Source organism: Bradyrhizobium sp. WSM4872, from assembly GCF_055811715.1.
This window is the reverse complement of record NZ_JBVVPT010000012.1, coordinates 152,830-174,060: the sequence shown is the minus strand read 5'-3', so window position 1 is coordinate 174,060 and position 21,231 is coordinate 152,830. Positions and strand designations below refer to the sequence as shown.

Here is a 21,231-nt window from a genome sequence, read left to right as displayed (position 1 = left end):
TGCTTGGCCGGTCTGGGTGATCGGTGGTCACGACAAGCAGCGGATCGCGAGCAAGATCGGCGAGGCGCAAATGCGCGTGCTGGCGATGCTGCTGCTGACGCTGCGGGGAACGCCGTTCTTCTTCATGGGCGACGAGATCGGCCGCAAGCGCGTTCCGATTCCGCCCGACCGCGTCCGCGATCCCTTCGAGAAGCTCGTGCCAGGGTATGGCCTTTGCCGCGATCCCGAACGCGCGCCGATGCGATGGGATGACAGCCGCAACGGCGGCTTTACAACCGGCGATCCATGGCTGCCGCTCGAGCCGCCCGGAGGCGCGGCCAACGTGGCCACGCAGCAGCGCGATGCGCGTTCGATCCTGGCGCTGTTTCGCGCGCTGATGACGCTGCGGCGCGAGCATGGGTGCCTGCGCCACGGCGGCTATGCGCCGCTACGCGCGCAGAACGACGTTCTTGCCTACGGGCGGACGGGTGACGGCAGCGACATTCTGGTCGCGCTCAACATCGCCGCCGAGCCGCGGAAATTGCATTGGCAAGGTCGCGGCCGCCTGCTGATGTCGACGCATCTCGACCTACCGCCCGAGCCGTTGCCGGACGCCTCCATCCTGCTCCGCGGCAATGAAGGCGTGATCATCGAACTCGAGCCAAGATGACGGCCGAGGAACCATCCGCGCGTCAGAGAGTCTCATTCAACGCTTCCGACGTCCCCCCTGCCGGAGGCTGAATAGACGAAACCGCGGCCCTGGCGCTCATCCCCTTCAAGCGCCGGGGTAGCGGCGTGAGCCTGGAGGCAGACCATGAGCAAGACCAAGGGCCTCGGTCAGCGGATCGCTGGCAAGGCGAAACAGGCCGTCGGCGAGATCGTCGGCGATCAGGATCTCCATGAGGAAGGCAAGGAGCAAGCGGAGCGCGGCCGGGACGAACAGGGCAAGCCGAGCGAGCTCAATCCGTTGAAGAAGCTCAATCAGCTGACGTGAACGCCCCCGCGCCGTTAACCATCTCCGATTCAATTCGCCCCGGTCATGAAGGCGCCTCACGGCGGCGCTCACGCTGGGTCGCCGCTGCCGAACTGGGCCTGATCAGCAGCACCTTCTCGACCATCGTCAGCCAGCTCTTCGCCGCGCGCATCGGACGCGATGCCGCCGTCGACTGGATGACGGTGGCCGCCATCCCCGCACGCGATTGGGCGATCAGCGCAGAGCCGTCGTGGAGCGCGATCCTTGCAGGGATCGCCTTCCACCAATGGGCGGACTTCTCCTGGGCGCTGGTGTTCTTCGGCGTGCTCGGGCGCTGGACCGCCGACCTGCGGCCGCTGACGATCCTGCTGCTCGCCCTGCCCTGGGCCGTGTTCTCGTCAAGCATGGAATGGTTCGTGCTGGTGCCGCTGTTTCCATTCTGGCAGCCGCTGTTCACGCTGCAGCAGCCGTACTGGATCGGCCTGCTCGTCCATGGCTCCTCGGCCGTGATGTATCCCCTGTTCGCCCGGTTGCGCTGGAGACGAGGCGCGGCACCCGCGCGCGATGTTCGCTTCACCAATGCCTGGACCACCGGCGCGCTGGTTGTGATCGCACTGCTCGGCGCGACCGCGTTGTTCGGCAGCCATGGTTACGAGCCGCCGTGGATGGGCCGCGACAGGGACGCGGACCAGACTTATATCCGTCACATGACAGCGCATCACGCCCAGGGCATCGAGCTGGCGCGGATCGCCGCCGAGCGCGCGCAGGACCCGCATCTGCGAAAGCTGGCGATGCTGATGGTCGCAAGCCAGACCGGCGAGAACCGGATTTTCGAGACGTGGTGGCTGAGCTGGTTCGACGCCGAGATGCCCGATTGCAGCTCGGACGAACGTGCCGCCATGCCGGGCTTCCTGACACAGGCCGAGATACGACAGGTCAAGGCCGCGCCGGCGGATCTATTCGACACGTTGTTCGTCGAGACCATGAGCAAGCATCACGCCGGCGCGGTCAGGATGGCCGACCAGATGTGGCATAGCGGCGGCGATCTGCGCCTGCGTGTGATGGCCCACGCCATCCGCCACGAGCAGCAGGGCGAGATCGCGCTGATGCACGGCGCCAGCGGCATTGGCGCCGTCGCCACCGCCTTCCGCAACATGCTCGGCGACAATGTCAATTGAGCGGATCGTCCCCTACTCCCGCCAGAACTCCGCCAACTCCTCCGCGGTCATCAAATCGACCTGGCCGTGAAAGCGGGTGCGGTACATCGTCATGAGTGCATCGTGGCCGACGTCGGACGAGCTGCACAGCGCATCCTCGACGATGACGACCCGAAAGCCGAGATCGACGGCGCTCAGGACTGTCGAGAGCACGCAGACGTCCGTCTCCGCCCCGGTGATGATGACCGTGCCGACATTCTTCTCGATCAGCAAGCTCGCCAGGCCGGGATTGCTGAACGCCGAATAGGCCGGCTTGTCGATGACGGCAGCCGGCGGAACGAAGCGGCTCAGGGCCGGCACGAGTTCGAGACCGGATGGCGGAAGATGCTTGCGGGTCGCCTGTCGCCAGCGACGAAAATAGCTCTGCCATTGCCCCCGACGATCTTCCGGGTCCTCGGGCGTGATGAAGCGCGTGAAGATCGTTCTGGCCTGATGGCGCGAAACGATCGATGCGATTGTCGGCAAGACTCTCGCCATCCAGGGCGTCTCCCAGAGACCGCCAGGAGCAAAGATATTCTGCATGTCGATGCACAAGTGAACGGCGTCGCTGATGTCGGTCACTTCCGACGCGCTGTCTTTCATCGTCCTTCACCGTCGAACCACAGCCACGCGCCGCAGCCGGCATTTGCGCAGCGACCTCACCGACTGCAATGCGATCCCGACGATCATCGTTCCTCATCACGCGCAATCCAGTGGCAGCGCCGAATCGAACAATGCCGGCGCCATGGAATGAGGACGATCGTCGCTTTTAATCGGAACGGTGCTTGGGACCCGGCTCACGTCGGCAGCGCCGTTCGGACCCACTGGTGCGCTCGGAGGGACTCGAACCCCCACGATTTTACTCACTGCCACCTCAAGGCAGCGCGTCTACCAATTCCGCCACGAGCGCTTTTGGGGATGCCGGCTTGAGGCTTGAAGGCCAACCGGATCAACGGCGCCGATCTAACAAATCCGTCAGAGGGGTACAAGCCTCCAAAAGCCCTGAATTCCACAAGCTTGGCAGGAAAGTTCCGGCTCCTTGCGCCCAGATCGGCCTTTTCCGCCTGACCAGGCCGCTCCGCGTGCCCGGGCGGCTACCGCGTGCCCAGGCCGCTACCGCGTGCCGGGGATACGTGGCAGCATCTGCTTGACCTCGACCGCGATCCGGTTGCGGTCGACCAGCACGACGCCGGAGGCGACCGGCAAATTATTGGCCAAAACCTTGACCTCGTCGGCCTCGGTTGCGTCCAGCTCGATGATGGCGCCGCGGGAAAGACGTAATACCTGATGGATCGGCATGGTGGTCGTCCCGAGGACGACCATGAGATCCACGGTGACTTTGTCGAGAGTAGGCACTTCAGGACCACCGCAACTTGGGACTAGGACTTGGGACTTGGGACTTGGGACTTGGGACTTGGGACTTGGGACTTGGGACTTGGGACTTGGGACTTGGGACTTGGGACTAACGACTTGGAATTTGCGCCTGCGATCATCACCCGGTTATGGTTAGCCAATGGTTAATTCACCTCGAAACCCCCGCCAAAACCAGCGCCAAGAGCTCGATTTGACGCCGTTTTCCGGCTCCTCCGGCGAGCCGGTGGAGTGGCGGATTTCGGACGCGCCGGTGCCCTATCCGGAGGCCGTGGCCGAAATGGAGGCGCGCGTCGCGGCGATCGCAGCGGGTGAAGCTCCGGAGCTGGTCTGGCTGCTGGAACATCCCCCGCTCTACACGTCCGGCACCTCGGGCAAGGCCACCGACCTGCTCCATGCCCGATTCCCGACCTTTGCCACCGGGCGCGGGGGCCAGCTCACCTATCACGGGCCCGGCCAGCGCGTGGCCTATGTCATGCTCGACCTCAAGCGTCGCCGGCCGGACGTGCGGGCCTATGTCGCGAGCCTGGAGGAGCTGATTCTGCGGACGCTCGCCGCCTTCAACATCCGTGGCGAGCGGCGCGAGGACCGGGTCGGCGTCTGGGTGAAGCGGCCCGACAAGGGACCCGAGCACGAGGACAAGATCGCGGCAATCGGCGTCCGGCTGAAGCGCTGGGTCTCGTTTCACGGCATCGCCATCAATGTCGAGCCGGAGCTGTCGCATTTCGCCGGCATCGTGCCCTGCGGCGTCGCCGATCCCCGCTACGGCGTCACCTCGCTGGTCGATCTCGGTCAGCTCGTGACGATGGCCGATGTCGACGTCGCGCTCCGGCAGGCCTTCGAGGAACTCTTCGGGCCGACCCGGGCGCTGATGCCGGAAGCCGTCTAACGCTTTCTGTAGAGCGCCCCGCCTCTATCGTTTTCCGCCAATGCGGAATCGGCTACGCTCGATTCCGGTGTCGCCCACGCCTCCCCCCTCCGCCGGGAAAGCAGATGTCATGCCGGGCGATTTGATCTTCGGACCGACTGTTCGAGCGCCAGGCATAAGGAGGGGTTGCGTTTCAGCTCGCAATGGGAGGTTTTTGCGATGAGACTGTCTGCACCCATCTATCATCTGAAGCGAAGAGCGAAGCGTCTGTCCGGCGAGGAAGGCATCCCGCTGCACGATGCGCTCGATCGCATCGCCGCGACGGAAGGCTTTTCCGCCTGGAGCATGCTCGCGGCGAAAGCGGCTGCAGCGAGCCCGGCCAACAGGTTTTTCCCGCAATTCCAACCGGGTGACCTCGTGCTGGTCGGGGCGCGTCCCGGCCAGGGCAAGACCCTGATGAGCCTCGAGCTTGCCGTGGAGGCGATGCGGTCGGGCCACCGCGCCGCGTTCTTCTCGCTCGAATACACCGAGAAAGACGTTCTGGATCGCTTTCGGGCGATCGGCGTGGACCTGGCGCAATTCGAAAAACTCTTCGAGATCGATTGCTCCGACGCCATCAGTGCCGATTACGTCGTCAAGCAGATGGCCGCGGCACCGCGCGGTACGGTCGTGGTGATCGACTATCTGCAACTGCTCGACCAGCGGCGGGAAAATCCCGACCTCACCGTTCAGGTGCGCGCGTTGAAATCATTCGCGCGCGACAAGGGATTGATCGTCGTCTTCATCTCGCAGATCGACCGCTCCTATGATCCCTCGCTCAAACCCTGCCCTGACCTGGACGATGTCAGGCTGCCGAACCCGCTCGATTTGAAGTTGTTCGACAAGACCTGTTTCCTAAACAATTCCGAGGTGCAGTTTGGCATAGCGAGCTGACGATCTCTGGCAACCGGTTCAGGCCGCGGGTGCGGTGGTTCACCCGCGGCCCCTCTCCTCATGCCTTCTCCGGCGAGACCTCGAGCTTGCCGGCGATGTAGCGCCGTTCCTGGGTGAGGCCGCCAAAGCCATAGGCGTCGCCCTTGACCTCGTCGACATGCAGATAGGTCTCGTGATGCAGCGGGCCCAGGATCCCGGCCATGCGCTGGAACATCGCGGCGAGATAGGCGGCCTTCTCGTCCTTGGTGTTGGTGCCTTCGCTGACGTGGATGTCGATCCAATAGCTCGCCAGCTTTTGCTCTGCGAGCGACTTGCCACCGGCGAACCAGTCACCCGCTTCCACCGACTTCACGATGATGGCGGTGACCTCAGGATGCTTGTGCAGGATTTTTGCAGTGAGCTCGGACACGGCGCTCGCGATGTCGGCCTTCAGCGAGGGCGACTGGCGGGAGGTGGTGTAGGACACGGTGATCAGCGGCATGGTCGTTCTCCTCATCATGTCGCGCGGTTCGCGCGGCGTTGGTAAGAAGCTAGACCGGCCCTCGACATTTTGGTATCTTATCTCCTTTGATAGCAGTGATAACATATCATAATGACAGCAACGCTCGATATCGCCACCGTCCAGGCCTTCCTGCTGGTCGCCGACCTCCAGAGCTTCACCCGCACCGCCGAAGCGCTCGGCACGACCCAGGCGGCGGTCAGTCTGAAGCTGCAACGGCTGGAAACGCTGCTTGGCAAGCGCCTCGTCGAGCGCTCGCCGCGGGCGGTCCGGCTCACGGCAGACGGCGCGATGTTCCTCGAGCGCGCCCGGGCGCTGATCGCGGCACATGACCGCGCGCTGTCGGGCGAGGCCTCGGTCGCGCAGTCGCTCTCGCTCGGCATCTCCGACCACGCCGCGGGGCCGGAGCTGGTACCCCTGCTCGAACGCCTGCATGCGATGTCGTCGAACCTCACGCTCGCTGTCACCATCGGCTTCTCGCGCGAGATGCAGGAGGCCTATGATGCGGGCGAACTGGATGCGGTGATCGTGCGCCAGGAAGGCAGCCGCCGCGGCGGCGAGAAGCTGGCCGAGGACGAGTTCGGCTGGTTCGCGTCAAGACGCTTCACCGTGCCCAAGGGCGAAGCGCTGCCGCTCGCAACCCTCGCCCCGCCCTGCGGGGTCCGTGCGATCGCGGTGCGCGCGCTCGACAAGGCCGGCCTCGCCTGGCGCGAGCGTTTTGTCGGCGGCGGCGTCACGGCGGTGGTGGCGGCCGCACTTGCCGGACTTGCAATCGCGCCGCTGGCGCGACGGATCGCGCCTCCCGGGTTGGTCGATATCGGGCCGACCCATAAGCTGCCGAAACTCGGCAACTCCAAAGTGATGCTGCATTCGAAGGTCAGCGATCCCGCCAAGCTCGCGGCATTGCGCGCGGTGGCCGCGACGTTTCGGAGCGCGGCGGCGGTCTGACTCTGGACGGCTTTCCGGCTCGAATGCGCTGCGTGTGTCTGCTAGACTGCGTCCTGCATACGGGCTCGCAATATTGCCTAAAAAGGTTCCAAACCCGCGGGAACAATCCGCCACGTGCTGCGTTTGCCCCCGTTGAGGCAGGGTCCGGGAATGGTCGAGAAGTCTAGTCAGCAGAGGGACTTGTTCGAAAGCGAACGCAGTTTCCGCCTGTTAGTTGAAGGAGTTGCGGACTACGCGCTCTACATGCTCGATCCCACCGGAAGAATCACCAGCTGGAACATCGGCGGCGAGCGCATCAAGGGCTATTCCCCCGGGGAGATCCTCGGCCAGCACTTTTCCCGTTTCTACACCGAGACCGACCGCGCCAACGGCAAGCCCGCCCGTGCGCTCGGGATTGCGCGGGAAAAGGGCCGTTACGAGGAGGAAGGCTGGCGCGTCCGCAAGGACGGCACTTTCTTCTGGGCCAGCGTCGTGATCGATCCGATCTACGAGGCCGGCGAGCTGGTCGGCTTCGCCAAGATCACGCGCGACATCACCGAGCGCCGCAATACCCAGCTCAAGCTCGAGGCGATGCAGAAGCAGCTCGCCGAATCCCAGAAATTCGATGCGCTCGGCCAGCTCACCGGCGGGGTCGCCCACGACTTCAATAACCTCCTGATGATCATCAGCGGCAGCCTCCACATGCTGAAGCGAGGGGCCGACGACGAAGCCAAGCTTCAGCGCGCGATCTCGGCCATCGAGACCGCCACCAGGCGCGGCGCGGCGCTGACCAACCAGCTCCTCACCTTCGCGCGGCGGCAGAGCGTCAATCCGCAGGCGATCGACTTCGCCGACCGCATCGCGGCGATCCGCGAGGTGCTCGATGCCGGCGTCGGCAGCTCCGTGCGGCTGGCTTTCGACGTCAGCGGCGACGTCTGGCCGATCAGGACCGACGTCTCCGAGCTCGAGACCGCGCTGCTCAACCTGGTCATCAATGCGCGCGACGCGATGCCCGACGGAGGCGCGGTGACGATCGCAGCGCGCAATCTCGTGCTCAACGAGGACCCCCTCGTCGGCGAATTCATCGCGATCGACGTCAGCGATACCGGCCTCGGCATTCCCTCCGACGTTCTCGACAAGATCTTCGAGCCGTTCTTCACGACCAAACCGATCGGAAAGGGCACCGGCCTCGGTCTCTCCCAGGTGCACGGCTTCGCCCATCAGGCCGGCGGCACGATCCGGGTCGCGAGCGCGCTCGGCAAGGGCACCACCTTCACCATCCTCCTGCCGCGCGGAGAAGACGAACCATCGCGCGAGGCGGCGGGAGAACCGGCGTTCCAAGGCAGCGGCACGGTGCTGCTGGTCGAGGACAATCCGGACGTCGCCGCCGTCAGCATCGGTCTCCTGGAGCAGCTCGGCTATCAGGTGCGCCGGGTCGCGGACGCCGAAGCCGCCTTGAGCGAGATCGAGAAGAACGGCGTCGACTTCGTGTTCTCGGATATCGTCATGCCCGGCAAGATGGACGGGCTCAGCCTGGCCCATCACCTCCGCCAGATCCGCCCCGGCCTGCCGATTCTGCTCGCCACCGGCTACAGCGAAGTCGCCGCAGGCGTGCGCGGCGATTTCCCGATCCTGCGCAAGCCCTACGAGATCCACGAATTGAGCGAAGCGATCGCCAAGCTGCCGCGGTAATTCTCTGGCTATACCGTCGGCAACACCGAAAACGCCTCGCCTGCCCGGCGCAAGTTCAGCTCGCCGACATCGGCCGTCTCGCTGGTGACACTGTCGACACGCGAAGACGGCGGGCCGTGGCGGCACAGCGCCACCATGTCGGCGACGTGCTTCGGCGGTCCTGCGAACAGCGCTTCGACGCTGCCGTCGCGGCGGTTGCGGACCCAGCCTTCGAGACCGCACGTCGTCGCCTGATGCTCGAGCCAAGCCCGGTAGCCGACGCCCTGTACACGGCCGCGGATCATGACCTGGAGGATCGCCCGGCTCATTGTTTCAGTCCAAGGACATCGGCGCTACGCGCCTTGACGTCGCCCTCGCGCGTGACGCGGCTGGTCAGGTCCGATGACGGGAGGCCTTTGAGATTCTTCGGCGCAGTGCCGTCGCGTAGCGCCTTCTGCGTCTCGTAAACGGCCTGTGTTGCGGCCGCGATCGGCGCATGGCCCTGAAGCGCGATGCGCACGCGCTGGCCCGCGAGGTATTCGAGCACGTTCAGCTCCTCCGGCGCGCCGCCGAGCACGATCGGCAGGCGCGTCGCAGATGCGATGGCTTCGAGCTCGGCACGCGACTTGATGCCGGTGAAGAACAGGGCGTCGACGCCGGTAGCCTCATAGGCCCTGGCGCGGCGGATCGCATCCCCGATCGAGGTGATCGAGGCCGCGCCGGTGCGGCCCATGATGACGAGCGAGGGATCGCCGCGGCCGTCGAGTGCCGCCTTCATCTTGCCGACGCCCTCCTCCAGCGAGATCAGCTGCGTCTTCGCCTCGCCGAACCCAGCCGGCAGCAGCGTGTCCTCTATGGTGAGGCCGGCGGCGCCCGCCGTCTCCAGCTCCTGCACCGTGCGGCGCACGTTGAGCGCGTTGCCATAGCCGTGATCGGCATCGACCAGCACCGGAAGCGCTGCCGCACGCGACATCCGCCGCATCTGCTCGGCAAGCTCGGTGAGCGTGATCAGCGTGATGTCGGGGTCGCCGAGCACCGCGAGCGAAGCCACCGAGCCGCCGAACATGCCGAGCGGGAAACCGAGATCCTCGGCGATGCGGATCGAGATGGCGTCGTAGACCGAGCCGGGATGGACGCACGTCCCGCCCGACAGGATCGCTCGCAGTTTTTCGCGGCGGGAACGAAAGGCCATGGTGATGTCTCGGTTAGTGCGAATTGCGTCCCCGCCGTCGTCCTGGCGAAAGCCAGGACCCATTACCACAATTGGATATGGTGGCAGAAAATGACGGCCACCATCGCCATCAACAACTACTCCCTGGGGTAATGGGTCCTGGCTTTCGCCAGGACGACATTGGGCCCCTACGCAAACTCCAAAATCAGCGCGTCCACCGCAAGCGTCGCGCCGGCGGTGGCGTGGATCTTCTTTACGGTGCCGTCCTGCTCGGCGCGCAGCACGTTCTGCATCTTCATGGCTTCAACCACCGCGAGCGTCTCGCCGGCCTTGACCTCCTGCCCTTCGGTGACCGCGATCGAGACCACGAGACCGGGCATTGGACAAAGCAGTTTCTTGCCGGTGTCGGCAGCCGTGGTCACCGGCATCAGCCGCGCCGAGGCAGCTTCCGCTTCGGTCCAGACATAGACCGGCACCTCGACGCCCTGATGCGCGAGGCGGATGCCGTTCGCGATCGGGCGCACCTGCACCGCCACGAGGTGCCCGTCGATGGTGCCCTGCCAGACCGGATCGCCCGGCTTCCACGGCGATTGCAACAGATGCGCATTGCCGGCCTTGCCGTCGGCATCGAGGAAACGCACCGCGACCGCCTCGCCCTCGCGCGCGATCTCCAGCAGGATCTCCTGGCGCTCGAGCCAGACCGCACGGCGCCGCTCGCGCTGCACGATGCGGCCGCCCATCTGACCCGAGATCTGCCGCTTGCGCTCGCCGAGCACGTGATCGATGGCGGCGCCGACCGCGGCAAGCCGCCGTGCGACCTCGCCTTCCGGCACGCGCACGGCAAAGCCCTTGGGGAATTCCTCGGCGATGAAGCCGGTGGAGAGCCGGCCTTCGCGCCAGCGCGGATGATGCATCAGCGCCGACAGGAACGGGATGTTGTGACGGATGCCGTCCACATAGAATGAGTCCAGCGCGGTGGCCTGCGCCTCGATCGCGGCCGCGCGCGACGGCGCGTGGGTGACGAGCTTGGCGATCATGGGATCGTAATGGATCGAGATCTCGCCGCCCTCCTGCACGCCGGTGTCGTTGCGCACGGTGATGCCGTCCTGGCTCGCTTCCGCCGGCGGACGGTATTTCACGAGGCGCCCGATCGAGGGCAGGAAGTTGCGGAACGGGTCTTCGGCGTAGAGACGCGACTCCACTGCCCAGCCCGTGAGCGTGACGTCCTTCTGCGCAATGGCGAGCTTCTCGCCGGCGGCAACGCGGAGCATCTGCTCGACGAGGTCGACGCCGGTGACAAGCTCGGTGACGGGATGCTCGACCTGGAGGCGCGTGTTCATCTCCAGGAAGTAGAAGCTCTTGTCCTGCCCCGCGACGAATTCGACGGTGCCGGCAGAGTCGTAATTCACGGCCTTGGCGAGTGCGACTGCCTGCTCGCCCATCTTGCGGCGAGTGGCTTCGTCGAGCAGCGGCGACGGCGCTTCCTCGATGACCTTCTGGTTGCGGCGCTGGATCGAGCATTCGCGCTCGCCGAGATAGATCACGTTGCCGTGCTTGTCGCCGAGCAGCTGGATCTCGATGTGGCGGGGGTCGACGATGAACTTCTCGATGAAGACCCGGTCGTCGCCGAACGAGGCCTTGGCCTCGGCCTTGGCGAGGTTGAATCCTTCGGCGACCTCGGAGGTCGAATGCGCGATGCGCATGCCCTTGCCGCCACCGCCGGCCGAGGCCTTGATCATCACGGGATAACCGATCTCGTCGGCGATCTTGACCGCGTGCGTGGCGTCCTCGATGACGCCGAGATAGCCGGGCACGGTCGAGACTTTTGCCTTCGCGGCAGCCCTCTTGGATTCGATCTTGTCGCCCATCGCCGCAATCGCACCCGGGTTGGGGCCGATGAAGACGATACCGGCCGCCTCGAGCGCGCGCGGAAACGCCTCGCGCTCAGACAGGAAGCCGTAACCGGGATGCACGGCCTCGGCGCCGGTCTTGCGGCAGGCCTCCACGATCTTCTCGATCACCAGATAACTCTCGGCCGCAGCCGGCGGGCCGATCAGCACGGCCTCGTCGGCCATCTCGACATGGAGGGCGTCGCGGTCGGCCTCGGAATACACCGCGACCGTCTGAACTCCCATGCGGCGAGCGGTCTTGATGACCCGGCAGGCGATTTCGCCGCGATTGGCGATCAGAATGCGTTTGAACATGCTTTTCTTGAGTCTCGACCTTGGGCGGGACCCTTCCCTGGCCGTTGGAGCCTATGGGAGGGCCGTGTGGCTCCCGTGGTACATCAAAATAGGCCGGAGGCAACGGTCAAAATCCGGGTCCTCTGGCGTACCAGCGCAAGACCAAAGCAAGACCGAAACGGGCCTGGCAGGCCCCGAAGGGCCTACGGCTTCCCGGCTTTGCCCACGTCCCGGACCAGGCCGTGAATGAAGCCGAGCTTCTCGACGACGACCGGCGAGAGGATGAACGGATAGAGGTCGCGCATGCCCATGGCGCGGTTGACGCTGTTCATGGCGAAGGTGAAGGGCAGCCATGCGTTGACGATCGCCTCGACGTCCCTCGCTTCGTAAGGGTTGAAGCGGATGCGCGCCGTCAACTCCCCGTCGCGATCGACCTTGGGGCGCACCTCCATGCCGAACTCGCTGGCCATCTCCAGGGTGTCGACGATGTGAAGATAGTGCGCCCAGGTTTCGGCGAAATCCTCCCACGGATGCGTCGTCGCGTAGGCCGAAACGTAGTTCTGCTGCCAGTCCGGCGGGGCGCCATCGGCATAGTGGCGCTGCAGGGCCTGGCCGTAATCGGCGGAATCGTCGCCGAACACGGCGCGGCATTCGTCGAGCTTGCCGCCGTCGCGCACCAGCACGTCCCAGAAATAGTGCCCGACCTCGTGGCGGAAATGCCCGAGCAGCGTCCGGTAGGCCTCGCCCATCACCAGCCTGCGCCGCTCGCGCTCGATGTCGTCGGCCTCGGTCAGCGCGATCGTGATCAGGCCGTTGTCGTGGCCGGTCAGGACCTTCTGCCCGCTCTGCGGATCGTCGGCGAGGAAATTGAAGATCAGGCCATGTTCGGGATTGTCCTGCCGGGTCTGGAGCGGCAGCTTCCAGCGGATCAGGGAATAGAACAGCCGGTGCTTCGCCATTTCCAGCTCCCGCCAGCCGGCGAGTTGCGCCGGATCCGACAGGTCCGGGACGACGCCGTTATGGCGGCAGGCGCGGCAATAGCCGGTGGTATCGCCCAAATCCGTCAGCCAGTTGCACGCATCATGCTCGGCATTGCTGCACAGCATGCGACTTTCGCCCTTGGTAGCCAGCGTCCGCCAGACCCCACCTTGAGCCTCCCCGTCGGGCTCGATCGCCGACATCGTCTCCTTCTCGGGCAAGAACGCGACGCGATGCCCGCAGCGTTCGCAGGCGCGGTTCTCGAAATAGAGGACGTTGCCGCAGGCCTGGCAGACAAAAAGCTTCAAGATTTAGCCTCTTCGGAAAGGGAGCTTTTGGGAATGAAAGTTGTGGCGCCCCGGAGATACGCGCCCGGAAGGCTCATCGTTCCAAGGTTCGGAACAAATAGCCAGACTCGGCGTTCGTTCATGCCCACCACACTGCATTCGGCGACGTCTTTCTTTCCATATTTCCTTTGAGCAATGGCCATCACGCTTCGTCTGTGTGAATATCGGTCGGCCACGTGCGCTCCCGCATCACAACGGCCACCGCCTTGAACGATCCTTTGCCCGAGACCTTCGCCGCCGAAAGGCTGCGCCAGCACCTGGAAGACGTCGCACGCGAGCGCGACAACGCCTATCGCGCGCTCCAGGAGCGCGAAGCCGAGCTTGCGCGCATCCAGCGCATCGGCAAGGTCGGCGGTCTCGAAGTCGACTTCCGCGAAGGCTTCAAGAACCGCCGTTCGCCGGAATATCTGATGCTCCACGGCCTGCCGCCGGAAGCCGCCGACGAGTCGCACGAGGACTGGATCAACCGCATTCATCCCGACGACCGGGACGCTACGGTGAAGCATTTCATCGACGCGCTGTCCGGCACCAGCGAGGACTATACCGCCGAATACCGCATCATCCGCCCGAGCGACGGCGAGACCCGCTGGATCCGCGTCGTTGCCAAAATCGAGCGCGACGGTGGCGGCCGTGCCCTCCGCCTCGTCGGCGCCCATATCGACGTCACCGACCAGATGCTGGTGCGCGAGACCCTGCGCGAGAGCGAGGAGCGCTTCCGGCTGATCGCCGACAGCGCCCCGGTGCCGATCTGGGTCACGAAACTCGACCGCACACGGTCCTTCGCCAACCAGGCCTATGTCGATTTCGTCGGCCTGCCCTATGACCAGGCCATCTCCTTCGACTGGCGCAAGGTGCTCCATCCGGACGACCTGCCGCATGTGCTGCAGCAGTCCGTTCAGGGTGAAGCATCGCTCAAACCGTTCGTGCTGGAAGCCCGCTACAAGAACGCCGCCGGTGAATGGCGCTGGCTGCGTTCGGAATCGCAGCCGCGCTGGGACCCGACCGGCAGGCATATCGGCTTCATCGGCGTTGCCCATGACATTACGGTGGCCAAGCAGGCCGAGATCGAGCTCCGGCAGCTCAATGAGACGCTGGAAGAACGCATCGCCGAGCGCACCGCCGAGCTCGAATCCAACGAGGCGCGGCTGCGCGCGATCCTGGAGACCAGCAACCAATATCAGGGTCTCGTCAATCTCAAGGGCGAGCTGCTTTACGCCAACACGACCGTGCTCGACGCCATCAAGGCGAGCCCTGTGGACGTGATCGGAAAGCCGTTATGGCAGACGCCCTGGTTCAGCACGACAGAGAGCATGAGTGCGCGCGTGCGCGAGGCCTTCGACACCGTGCTGAAAGGCGAAGCCGTGCGGCTGGAGATGCGCCTGCGCCTTCCCATCGGCGAGCGTGATTTCGAGTTCGGCATGCGCCCGGTGCTCGACCGCCACGGCAACATCACCGGCGCGGTGCCCGAGGCGGTGGACATCACCGAGCGCCGCCGCGGCGAGGAAGCGCTGCGGCAATCGCAGAAGATGGAGGCGATCGGCCAGCTCACCGGCGGCGTCGCGCACGACTTCAACAATCTGCTTACCATCATCCGCTCGGCCACCGATTTCCTGCGGCGCCGCGAGCTGCCGGAGGAGCGCCGCCGCCGCTATGTCGATGCCATCTCCGACACTGTCGAGCGTGCCTCCAAGCTGACCGCCCAGCTGCTGGCGTTTGCGCGCCGGCAGCCACTGAAACCCCAGATATTCAACGTCGGCAGCCAGATTGAAGGCGTCGCGCAACTGGTCCGGCCGCTGGTCGGTGCTCGCATCGAAATCGCGGTGGAGGTTCACGATGGCGACTGCTTCACGGTCGCCGATATCGCGCAATTCGAGACCGCGCTGATCAACCTCGCCATCAACGCACGCGACGCCATGGACGGCGAAGGCCGCCTCACCATCGCGGTCCGGAAAGTTCAGGGCATCCCCAACCTTCGCGCGCAACCGGCGCGCGGCGGCGACTTTGTCGCGATCTCGGTCGCCGACACCGGCAGCGGCATCGCGCCCGAAAACATCGAGGCCATCTTCGAACCGTTCTTCACCACCAAGGAGGTAGGCAAGGGCACCGGCCTCGGCCTGAGCCAGGCCTTCGGCTTCGCAAAGCAGTCCGAGGGCGACATCGCCGTGACGAGCACACATGGTGAAGGTGCGACCTTCACCATCTATCTGCCGCGGGCGCAAAGCCCCGCGACGGATCAGGAAGCCGCGGCGCTGACCTATGAGGCCGCGGCCACCGGGCGCGGCTATCGCGTGCTCGTGGTGGAAGACGACGACGAGGTCGGTCGCTTCTCCACGGAGCTGCTGGAAGACCTCGGCTATGTCGTTCGCCGCGCCGCCAACGCCAATGCGGCGCTCGCCATCCTCGGCGAGAACGAGTTCGCCGTCGATCTCGTCTTCTCCGACGTCATCATGCCCGGCATGAACGGCGTCGAGCTCGCCGGCATCATCCGCGAACGCTATCCGGGCCTGCCCGTCGTGCTCACCTCTGGTTACAGCAACGTTCTCGCCGAGAACGCCGATCGCGGTTTCGAGCTGATCCAGAAGCCGTATTCGGTCGAAGCGCTGTCGCGCATTTTGCGCAAGGCGATCACGGCAAAGCCGTCGATGGCGCGGTGAGTGTGACGATCGCGAGAACGCGGCACGGACTGCGTCATTTCGAGCGCGGCGAATCGATTCAGAATCATCCGGCGGCGCAGCTTGGATTGCTTCGTCGCAAGAGCTCCTCGCAATGACGGCGCTATCGCGCCGCTCCAACCCAACAGGCTTTTGAACAAAATCATAGACCGAAACTCGGCACCGAGCCGCGGCGATTCGCAGACGGCGGTCCGCGCCCGCGGGGGAAGACAGCGGCGGCGGCTTCCGCTATCGCTGCCGAATGAACCGACACATCCTAGGGATCGAACGTGCCGTCTGACGCCATCCTGGCCTGGAGCATCATCGCAGCCGCGACCGCGGGCGTCATCATCCGGCCCTTTCGCCTGCCGGAGGCGATCTGGGCCGTCATCGGCGCCAGTGCGCTGGTGCTGCTCGGCCTGCTGCCGTGGCGGGATGCGCTCACCGGCATCGAAAAAGGCGTGGATGTCTATCTGTTCCTGATCGGCATGATGCTGATCGCCGAACTGGCGCGGCTCGAAGGCCTGTTCGACTATCTCGCGGCGCTCGCCGTGGAATATGCCGGCGGCTCGCCGCAGCGGCTGTTCCTGCTGATCTACATCGTCGGCACGCTCGTCACCGTCCTGCTCTCGAACGACGCCACCGCGATCGTGCTGACGCCCGCCGTCTATGCCGCGACGCGCGCCGCCGGCGCCAAGCCGCTGCCTTATCTCTTCGTCTGCGCCTTCATCGCCAACGCCGCAAGCTTCGTGCTGCCGATCTCCAACCCGGCCAATCTCGTCGTGTTCGGGGCCCACATGCCTGCGCTCACCGAATGGCTGCGCCTGTTCGCCCTGCCCTCGGCGGCCTCGATCCTTCTGACCTATGTCGTGCTGCGCCTGACCCAGCACCGCGCCTTGAAGGAAGAGACGATCGCGCGCAGCGTGCCGCATCCAAAGCTCGGCCGCGGCGGCAAGCTGACGGCCATCGGCATCGTGGCGATCGGAATCGTGCTGGTCACCGCCTCCGCGCTGGACAAGCAATTGGGCCTGCCGACCTTCATCTGCGGCGTGGTGACAGCCGCAATCGTGCTGCTGCTCAACCGGCAATCGCCGCTCCCCGTGCTGCGCGGCGTCTCCTGGAGCGTGCTGCCGCTGGTCGGCGGGCTGTTCGTGATGGTGGAAGCGCTGATCAAGACCGGCGTGATCGGGCAGCTCAGCGCGCTGCTGCATGAAGCTGTCGGGCAATCCGTGACGAAGGCGGCCTGGAGCGTCGGCATCGCCACCGCGATCGCCGACAACATCGCCAACAATCTTCCCGTCGGCCTCGTTGCCGGCTCGGTCGCCGCCAGCGATCACTTGCCCGCGCCGGTCGTGAGCGCCATCCTGATCGGCGTCGATCTCGGGCCGAATCTGTCGGTGACCGGTTCGCTCGCCACCATCCTGTGGCTGGTGGCGTTGCGGCGGGAAAAGATCGAGGTCGGCGCCTGGCCGTTTCTGAAGCTCGGAGTGATGGTGACGCCGCCCGCCTTGATCGCGGCGCTTGCGGCCGCGATCCGGTAATCGCGCGCAGTTTGCGGCGCATCAATGTCGCCGCTGACGCCGGGCCTATACTGCACCTTGTCGCGCGGCCTGATACCGCGCGGCAAGGAAGGTTCATCATGCAGATCCAGTCGAAGGCATTGCCGCAGAGCTTCTCCCTGCGCCGCACGTTTCAAGGCTTCACCACAGCGGACCAAGGCCGGGGTGAAGCATCCCACCCGCTATTGGTCTTTTCGGTCGTGGTGCTGCTGACCCTGTTCGCCATCGTGGAGATCGACCTGCACAGCGCACAGCTTCAGGTGATCGGCCTGCTCGGCCACGGTGCTGGGATCGATCCCATCTTCCTAAGCCCGTAGCCCTTGGCGCGCCACGTCCACAGGAAAAGCCCGATCGCGGCCATCGCGGCCGCGACCGGGGTCACGCATCGTCAATCGTTCTCGTAGCCGTAGACTTCCGGCAGGATGAAGATTGCGGCGAGCAATCCGATCAGCGGGAAGATCGCGACCATCAGCGTGGCATTGGCCTGCCCGATCGCAGCGAACACCGTCGGGAACAGGAAGATCGCCAGGAACGACGGCAGCTTCACGAACATGTAGGCGAAGCCGCTGGCGGTGCCGCGATATTTCGGCTTTGCGACCATGGTCGGGATCGTCATGCAGTTCGACGCATCCCAATAATGGCCCCACAGCATCGCAGCAGCCGCGAACGGCAGCAGGATCTTGTTGTCGGTGTAGAGCGCGAAGGCCGCGACCAGCAGCGAGACCAGCACGATCGAGAAGCCCGCGATCGAGATGCCGCGGTGGCCGATCTTCGGCGTCAGCAGCGGACCGACCCAGCCCGACACGGCGGCGAACGAGAACAGCGCCATCGTCACCAGATTGATGCCGAGCACGCTGGACACGCCGACCATCACAAAGAGCACCGGCAGGTAGAACGCGAAGGTCGAGAACTCACTGGCTTGCGCGAAGCAGGCGATCCAGCCATAGATCGTGGCGCGCCAGCGGATCGGATCCTTCTTGAGGTCGGCGAGGAAGGCGCGGGTGGAGACCTTCGGCATCTCCACGTCATGGTCCGGCAGCATGGCGAGATCATCGTTGAACATCTCGCGCGCGACCTGCTTGGCCTCGCGGTAGCGTCCCTTCTGCACCAGCCACACCGCCGTCTCAGGCACGTCGTGGCGCATGACCAGGATGATCAGCGCCGGCAGCGCGCCGAGGCCGAGCGTCACCCGCCACAGCGTCTCGTGGTGAATGTCGAACAGCAGGAAGATCACGATGACGCCGATCGTCAAGACCTCGCCGACCGCGAACATGAACTGCCAGCGGTTACCCATGACCTCGCGCTCACCCTTGGCCATTGATTCCATGATGTAGGTGTAGCCGGTCGAGATGTCCGAACCGAGCGGTATGCCGAGCAGGAAGCGGATCACGACGAGCCAGCCGACGCTGGGCACGAAGGCCTGTGCCAGCGCCAGCACGATGAACATCACCATCGTCACCAGGAACATGACACGGCGGCCGATCTTGTCGGAGAGCCAGCCGCCGAGCAGTGCGCCGATCATGGCGCCGCCCTGCGTACCGGCCGCGGCCAGGCCCAGCATTAGCGGATCGGGATTGAACTGCTCCTTGATGAAGATCAGCACGAAGGCGATCGAATAGAGGTCCCAGGCTTCGACCAGGATCGAGGCCATCATCAGCCAGCCGACCTTGTTGCCCTTGGGACTGTAGTTCGTGATGAGGTAGCGGACCGCGGCTTCGCTCGCGGTCGGTTGTGGCATCGCCATCGTCGACATCTTTGGTCCTCCTGAATTTTTACGTGCCGAGCAGCGGCTCGATGCTGCAATCGAGCAGGCGCGGGTCGATCCCCACCTCCATGCCGGTGAACATCTCGCCCATGTAGTCGATCAGTGCATCGCTGGCCTTCACCGCGTCCTCGACGCGACGATTGGCAACCGCATTAAGAATAGCCAGATGATGATCGATTGTTCCTGACAGTTCGGCCTGCCCCGGCATGAAACGGTGGTGGATGTAGCCGATGCGCCGGTACAGCGTGTGCAATGGCCGCAGCGTGTGCACCAGAAACGGCTCGCCTGCCGCCTCCAGCACCAGCGCGTCGATGCGGCGGTCGATATGATTGAACTCGTCGAGGGTCAGATTGGCGCGGCGCTCGCGCAAGAGTCGCTCGATATGCAGCGCCTGATTGCGGTGCGAGAGGCTGGCGCGATCGGCCGCGAGCCGGATCACGAAGCGCTCCATGTCGCGGCGCAAGGCCAGCAGCATGCGCTCGCGTGCCAGATCGATCGGCGCAATGCGCAGACCGTGGCGCGGACGGATGATGATCAATGTATCGGCGGAGAGACGATTGACGGCGTGATGAACCGGCGTGCGGCCGAAGCCGGTGATATGCTGCAATTCCAGCATCGTCATGAACTGGCCGGGCTTGAGCTCGCAATGGACGAGCAGCTCTTCGATCCTTTGATACGCCAGCTCGAAGAAGTTGAGACGGTTGCGCCGGGAGGGCTTGCCCTCGCCGTCGTCGTTCCTCACCACCTCGAGCGCGCGCTTGCGCGTTGCCATGTCGTCTCTCCCCTCAGCCCGCGCCGTCGTTGCAGGGCGGCGCCTTGTTGGTGATATCCCTAAAACATGTTGTGATATATTACAAGCGAGCGTAAGACTTGACCCCTGCCCGCACCATGTTGCGGTGCGGAATGACAACAAAACGGCGCTGCGCGCGCCTGCGATGGGAGGAGTATTGCCGTGAAGATCACGTCGATCGAGACGCTGCGCACCGAAGAATTCTCCAACGTCATCTGGGTGCGCGTCCACACCGACACGGGCATGATCGGTCTCGGCGAAACCTTCTACGGCGCCAGCGCGGTCGAGGCCCAGATCCACGACACCTTTGCCGGCCGCCTGCTCGGCCGCAATCCGCTGCACATCGAGGCGATCCATCGCGACATGCTGAACCTGCCGATGGCGCAGTCGTCCACCGGCGTCGAATATCGCGCGGCTTCGGCGATCGACATTGCGCTATGGGACCTGTTCGGCAAGGTCTGCAATCAGCCGGTGCACCAGATGCTCGGCGGCCTCTGCCGGGACAAGCAGCGCATCTACAACACCTGCGCCGGCACCCAATATGTCCGCTCCACCAATATCAGCCCGGTCGCGAATTGGAATCTCGGTGGCTCCCAGGGGCCCTACGAAGACCTCGACGGCTTCATGAACAACGCCGATGCGCTTGCCGAAAACCTGCTGGAGAGCGGCATCTCGGCGATGAAGATCTGGCCGTTCGATCCGGCGGCGCAGGAGAACAAGGGCCTGTACATCACCGCCGCCCAGATGAAGCACGCGATCGAGCCGTTTGAAAAAATCCGCAAGGCCGTCGGCGACAAGATGGAGATCATGGTCGAGCTTCATTCGCTCTGGAACCTGCCGACCGCGAAACAGATTGCGCGCGCGCTCGAGCCCTACAAGCCGACCTGGTACGAAGACCCGATCCGGATGAACTCGCCGCAAGCGCTGGCCGAATACGCCCGCTGCACCGACGTCTGGGTCTGCGCCAGCGAGACGCTGGGGTCGCGCTTCCCCTACAAGGACATGCTCGACCGCGACGCCATGCACGTGGTGATGGCGGATCTGTGCTGGACCGGCGGCCTCACCGAAGGCCGAAAGATCGCGGCGATGGCCGAGACCTATCACCGGCCCTTCGCACCGCACGACTGCATCGGTCCGATCGGCTTCATCGCCGCCATCCACATGTCGTTCAGCCAGCCCAACACGCTGATCCAGGAATCGGTGCGCGCCTTCTACAAGGGCTGGTATAATGAGCTCGTCACCACCATGCCCACGATCAAGGACGGTTTTGTTTATCCGATGGAAGGCCCCGGCCTCGGCGTCGACCTTCTGCCCGCCGTATTCGACCGGTCCGATCTGACCGTGCGCCGTTCCAACTCTTAAGGATATTT

Annotated in this window: 21 protein-coding genes and 1 tRNA gene; 12 read left to right on the top strand and 10 right to left on the bottom strand. The window is 64.8% G+C overall.

The genetic code is table 11. The features are described from left to right. The 3 genes from AC0L3C_RS18870 to AC0L3C_RS18860 form a co-directional block, all read left to right on the top strand. A partial coding sequence (locus tag AC0L3C_RS18870) for an alpha-amylase family glycosyl hydrolase (RefSeq protein WP_473408671.1) occupies nt 1-649 on the top strand: 649 nt, incomplete at its 5' end. A gap of 144 nt (nt 650-793) precedes the next feature. Beyond that, a complete protein-coding gene (locus tag AC0L3C_RS18865) occupies nt 794-973 on the top strand; it encodes a hypothetical protein (protein WP_027518469.1) in 180 nt (59 codons plus the stop codon). Then, nucleotides 970-2,130 (top strand): DUF305 domain-containing protein, encoded by a 1,161-nt coding sequence (locus AC0L3C_RS18860; RefSeq protein WP_473408670.1) that lies wholly within the window; start codon nt 970-972, stop codon nt 2,128-2,130. The genes AC0L3C_RS18865 and AC0L3C_RS18860 overlap by 4 nt, the downstream gene beginning before the upstream one ends. Nucleotides 2,131-2,142: 12 nt before the next feature. Here the strand turns inward: AC0L3C_RS18860 and AC0L3C_RS18855 are convergent, their stop codons facing one another. Next, nucleotides 2,143-2,751: a cysteine hydrolase family protein gene (locus AC0L3C_RS18855; protein WP_473408669.1), complete on the bottom strand. Its 609-nt coding sequence runs from the start codon at nt 2,749-2,751 to the stop codon at nt 2,143-2,145. On the opposite strand from AC0L3C_RS18855, the gene AC0L3C_RS18850 reads away from it, so the two are divergent. Then, a complete protein-coding gene (locus AC0L3C_RS18850) occupies nt 2,720-2,902 on the top strand; it encodes a hypothetical protein (RefSeq protein WP_473266580.1) in 183 nt (60 codons plus the stop codon). The two genes, AC0L3C_RS18855 and AC0L3C_RS18850, sit on opposite strands and share 32 nt — an antisense overlap. Before the next feature lie 71 nt (nt 2,903-2,973). Here the strand turns inward: AC0L3C_RS18850 and AC0L3C_RS18845 are convergent. Continuing rightward, nucleotides 2,974-3,058 (bottom strand) — tRNA-Leu (locus tag AC0L3C_RS18845). Nucleotides 3,059-3,261: 203 nt separating this feature from the next. Then, on the bottom strand, nt 3,262-3,504 hold the full coding sequence (locus AC0L3C_RS18840) for a FliM/FliN family flagellar motor switch protein (RefSeq protein ID WP_007603171.1): 243 nt from the start codon (nt 3,502-3,504) through the stop codon (nt 3,262-3,264). Nucleotides 3,505-3,661: 157 nt separating this feature from the next. On the opposite strand from AC0L3C_RS18840, the gene lipB reads away from it, so the two are divergent. Next, nucleotides 3,662-4,408: a lipoyl(octanoyl) transferase LipB gene (lipB, locus tag AC0L3C_RS18835; RefSeq protein WP_473408668.1), complete on the top strand. Its 747-nt coding sequence runs from the start codon at nt 3,662-3,664 to the stop codon at nt 4,406-4,408. 198 nt (nt 4,409-4,606) lie between these two features. Then, entirely contained in the window at nt 4,607-5,320 is a 714-nt protein-coding gene (locus tag AC0L3C_RS18830) for a DNA helicase (protein WP_473408667.1), read from the top strand. A gap of 58 nt (nt 5,321-5,378) precedes the next feature. Here AC0L3C_RS18830 and AC0L3C_RS18825 read toward each other — a convergent pair whose 3' ends face one another. After that, nucleotides 5,379-5,801, bottom strand: coding sequence for a tautomerase family protein (locus AC0L3C_RS18825; RefSeq protein ID WP_473408666.1), 423 nt, complete (start codon nt 5,799-5,801; stop codon nt 5,379-5,381). Nucleotides 5,802-5,912: 111 nt separating this feature from the next. Between AC0L3C_RS18825 and AC0L3C_RS18820 the strand changes: the two genes are divergently transcribed. Both AC0L3C_RS18820 and AC0L3C_RS18815 read left to right on the top strand, forming a co-directional pair. Beyond that, nucleotides 5,913-6,767: a LysR family transcriptional regulator gene (locus tag AC0L3C_RS18820; protein WP_473263880.1), complete on the top strand. Its 855-nt coding sequence runs from the start codon at nt 5,913-5,915 to the stop codon at nt 6,765-6,767. Between the two features lie 150 nt (nt 6,768-6,917). Beyond that, nucleotides 6,918-8,438, top strand: coding sequence for an ATP-binding protein (locus tag AC0L3C_RS18815; protein ID WP_473408665.1), 1,521 nt, complete (start codon nt 6,918-6,920; stop codon nt 8,436-8,438). Between the two features lie 8 nt (nt 8,439-8,446). Here the strand turns inward: AC0L3C_RS18815 and AC0L3C_RS18810 are convergent, their stop codons facing one another. The 4 genes from AC0L3C_RS18810 to AC0L3C_RS18795 all read right to left on the bottom strand — a co-directional run bounded on the left by AC0L3C_RS18810 (nt 8,447) and on the right by AC0L3C_RS18795 (nt 13,057). Then, nucleotides 8,447-8,746 carry an acylphosphatase gene (locus AC0L3C_RS18810; protein WP_473263882.1) on the bottom strand — a complete coding sequence of 100 codons (300 nt, stop codon included), beginning with the start codon at nt 8,744-8,746 and terminating at the stop codon, nt 8,447-8,449. Beyond that, nucleotides 8,743-9,609 carry an isocitrate lyase/PEP mutase family protein gene (locus AC0L3C_RS18805; protein WP_473263883.1) on the bottom strand — a complete coding sequence of 289 codons (867 nt, stop codon included), beginning with the start codon at nt 9,607-9,609 and terminating at the stop codon, nt 8,743-8,745. The genes AC0L3C_RS18810 and AC0L3C_RS18805 overlap by 4 nt, the downstream gene beginning before the upstream one ends. A 167-nt stretch (nt 9,610-9,776) precedes the next feature. Then, a complete protein-coding gene (locus AC0L3C_RS18800) occupies nt 9,777-11,792 on the bottom strand; it encodes an acetyl-CoA carboxylase biotin carboxylase subunit (RefSeq protein ID WP_473408664.1) in 2,016 nt (671 codons plus the stop codon). Nucleotides 11,793-11,974: 182 nt separating this feature from the next. Next, entirely contained in the window at nt 11,975-13,057 is a 1,083-nt protein-coding gene (locus AC0L3C_RS18795; RefSeq protein ID WP_473408663.1) for a zinc-binding metallopeptidase family protein, read from the bottom strand. A 215-nt stretch (nt 13,058-13,272) separates the two neighbouring features. Between AC0L3C_RS18795 and AC0L3C_RS18790 the strand changes: the two genes are divergently transcribed. The 3 genes from AC0L3C_RS18790 to AC0L3C_RS18780 all read left to right on the top strand — a co-directional run bounded on the left by AC0L3C_RS18790 (nt 13,273) and on the right by AC0L3C_RS18780 (nt 17,623). Further along, nucleotides 13,273-15,750, top strand: a complete 2,478-nt coding sequence (locus AC0L3C_RS18790; RefSeq protein WP_473263886.1) for a PAS domain-containing hybrid sensor histidine kinase/response regulator — start codon at nt 13,273-13,275, stop codon at nt 15,748-15,750. 287 nt (nt 15,751-16,037) lie between these two features. Further along, nucleotides 16,038-17,288, top strand: coding sequence for an arsenic transporter (locus tag AC0L3C_RS18785; protein WP_473408662.1), 1,251 nt, complete (start codon nt 16,038-16,040; stop codon nt 17,286-17,288). Between the two features lie 98 nt (nt 17,289-17,386). Continuing rightward, on the top strand, nt 17,387-17,623 hold the full coding sequence (locus AC0L3C_RS18780) for a hypothetical protein (protein WP_473263888.1): 237 nt from the start codon (nt 17,387-17,389) through the stop codon (nt 17,621-17,623). A 71-nt stretch (nt 17,624-17,694) separates the two neighbouring features. On the opposite strand, the gene AC0L3C_RS18775 is transcribed toward AC0L3C_RS18780, so the two are convergent. Both AC0L3C_RS18775 and AC0L3C_RS18770 read right to left on the bottom strand, forming a co-directional pair. Next, on the bottom strand, nt 17,695-19,059 hold the full coding sequence (locus AC0L3C_RS18775) for an MFS transporter (RefSeq protein ID WP_473408661.1): 1,365 nt from the start codon (nt 19,057-19,059) through the stop codon (nt 17,695-17,697). Between the two features lie 19 nt (nt 19,060-19,078). Further along, nucleotides 19,079-19,843, bottom strand: coding sequence for a GntR family transcriptional regulator (locus AC0L3C_RS18770; protein ID WP_473263890.1), 765 nt, complete (start codon nt 19,841-19,843; stop codon nt 19,079-19,081). A gap of 180 nt (nt 19,844-20,023) precedes the next feature. On the opposite strand from AC0L3C_RS18770, the gene AC0L3C_RS18765 reads away from it, so the two are divergent. Next, nucleotides 20,024-21,223, top strand: coding sequence for a mandelate racemase/muconate lactonizing enzyme family protein (locus AC0L3C_RS18765; protein WP_473408660.1), 1,200 nt, complete (start codon nt 20,024-20,026; stop codon nt 21,221-21,223). Nucleotides 21,224-21,231 lie beyond the last annotated feature (8 nt).

Excerpts from the sequence above, each read along its gene's own strand:
- AC0L3C_RS18800 (WP_473408664.1), bottom strand. The coding sequence starts at position 11,792 with ATGTTCAAACGCATTCTGATCGCCAATCGCGGCGAAATCGCCTGCCGG.
- AC0L3C_RS18780 (WP_473263888.1), top strand. The coding sequence starts at position 17,387 with ATGCAGATCCAGTCGAAGGCATTGCCGCAGAGCTTCTCCCTGCGCCGC.
- AC0L3C_RS18775 (WP_473408661.1), bottom strand. The coding sequence starts at position 19,059 with ATGTCGACGATGGCGATGCCACAACCGACCGCGAGCGAAGCCGCGGTC.
- AC0L3C_RS18805 (WP_473263883.1), bottom strand. The coding sequence starts at position 9,609 with ATGGCCTTTCGTTCCCGCCGCGAAAAACTGCGAGCGATCCTGTCGGGC.
- AC0L3C_RS18770 (WP_473263890.1), bottom strand. The coding sequence starts at position 19,843 with ATGGCAACGCGCAAGCGCGCGCTCGAGGTGGTGAGGAACGACGACGGC.
- AC0L3C_RS18865 (WP_027518469.1), top strand. The coding sequence starts at position 794 with ATGAGCAAGACCAAGGGCCTCGGTCAGCGGATCGCTGGCAAGGCGAAA.
- AC0L3C_RS18855 (WP_473408669.1), bottom strand. The coding sequence starts at position 2,751 with ATGAAAGACAGCGCGTCGGAAGTGACCGACATCAGCGACGCCGTTCAC.
- AC0L3C_RS18830 (WP_473408667.1), top strand. The coding sequence starts at position 4,607 with ATGAGACTGTCTGCACCCATCTATCATCTGAAGCGAAGAGCGAAGCGT.
- AC0L3C_RS18825 (WP_473408666.1), bottom strand. The coding sequence starts at position 5,801 with ATGCCGCTGATCACCGTGTCCTACACCACCTCCCGCCAGTCGCCCTCG.
- AC0L3C_RS18810 (WP_473263882.1), bottom strand. The coding sequence starts at position 8,746 with ATGAGCCGGGCGATCCTCCAGGTCATGATCCGCGGCCGTGTACAGGGC.
- lipB (WP_473408668.1), top strand. The coding sequence starts at position 3,662 with ATGGTTAATTCACCTCGAAACCCCCGCCAAAACCAGCGCCAAGAGCTC.
- AC0L3C_RS18850 (WP_473266580.1), top strand. The coding sequence starts at position 2,720 with ATGTCGGTCACTTCCGACGCGCTGTCTTTCATCGTCCTTCACCGTCGA.
- AC0L3C_RS18815 (WP_473408665.1), top strand. The coding sequence starts at position 6,918 with ATGGTCGAGAAGTCTAGTCAGCAGAGGGACTTGTTCGAAAGCGAACGC.
- AC0L3C_RS18820 (WP_473263880.1), top strand. The coding sequence starts at position 5,913 with ATGACAGCAACGCTCGATATCGCCACCGTCCAGGCCTTCCTGCTGGTC.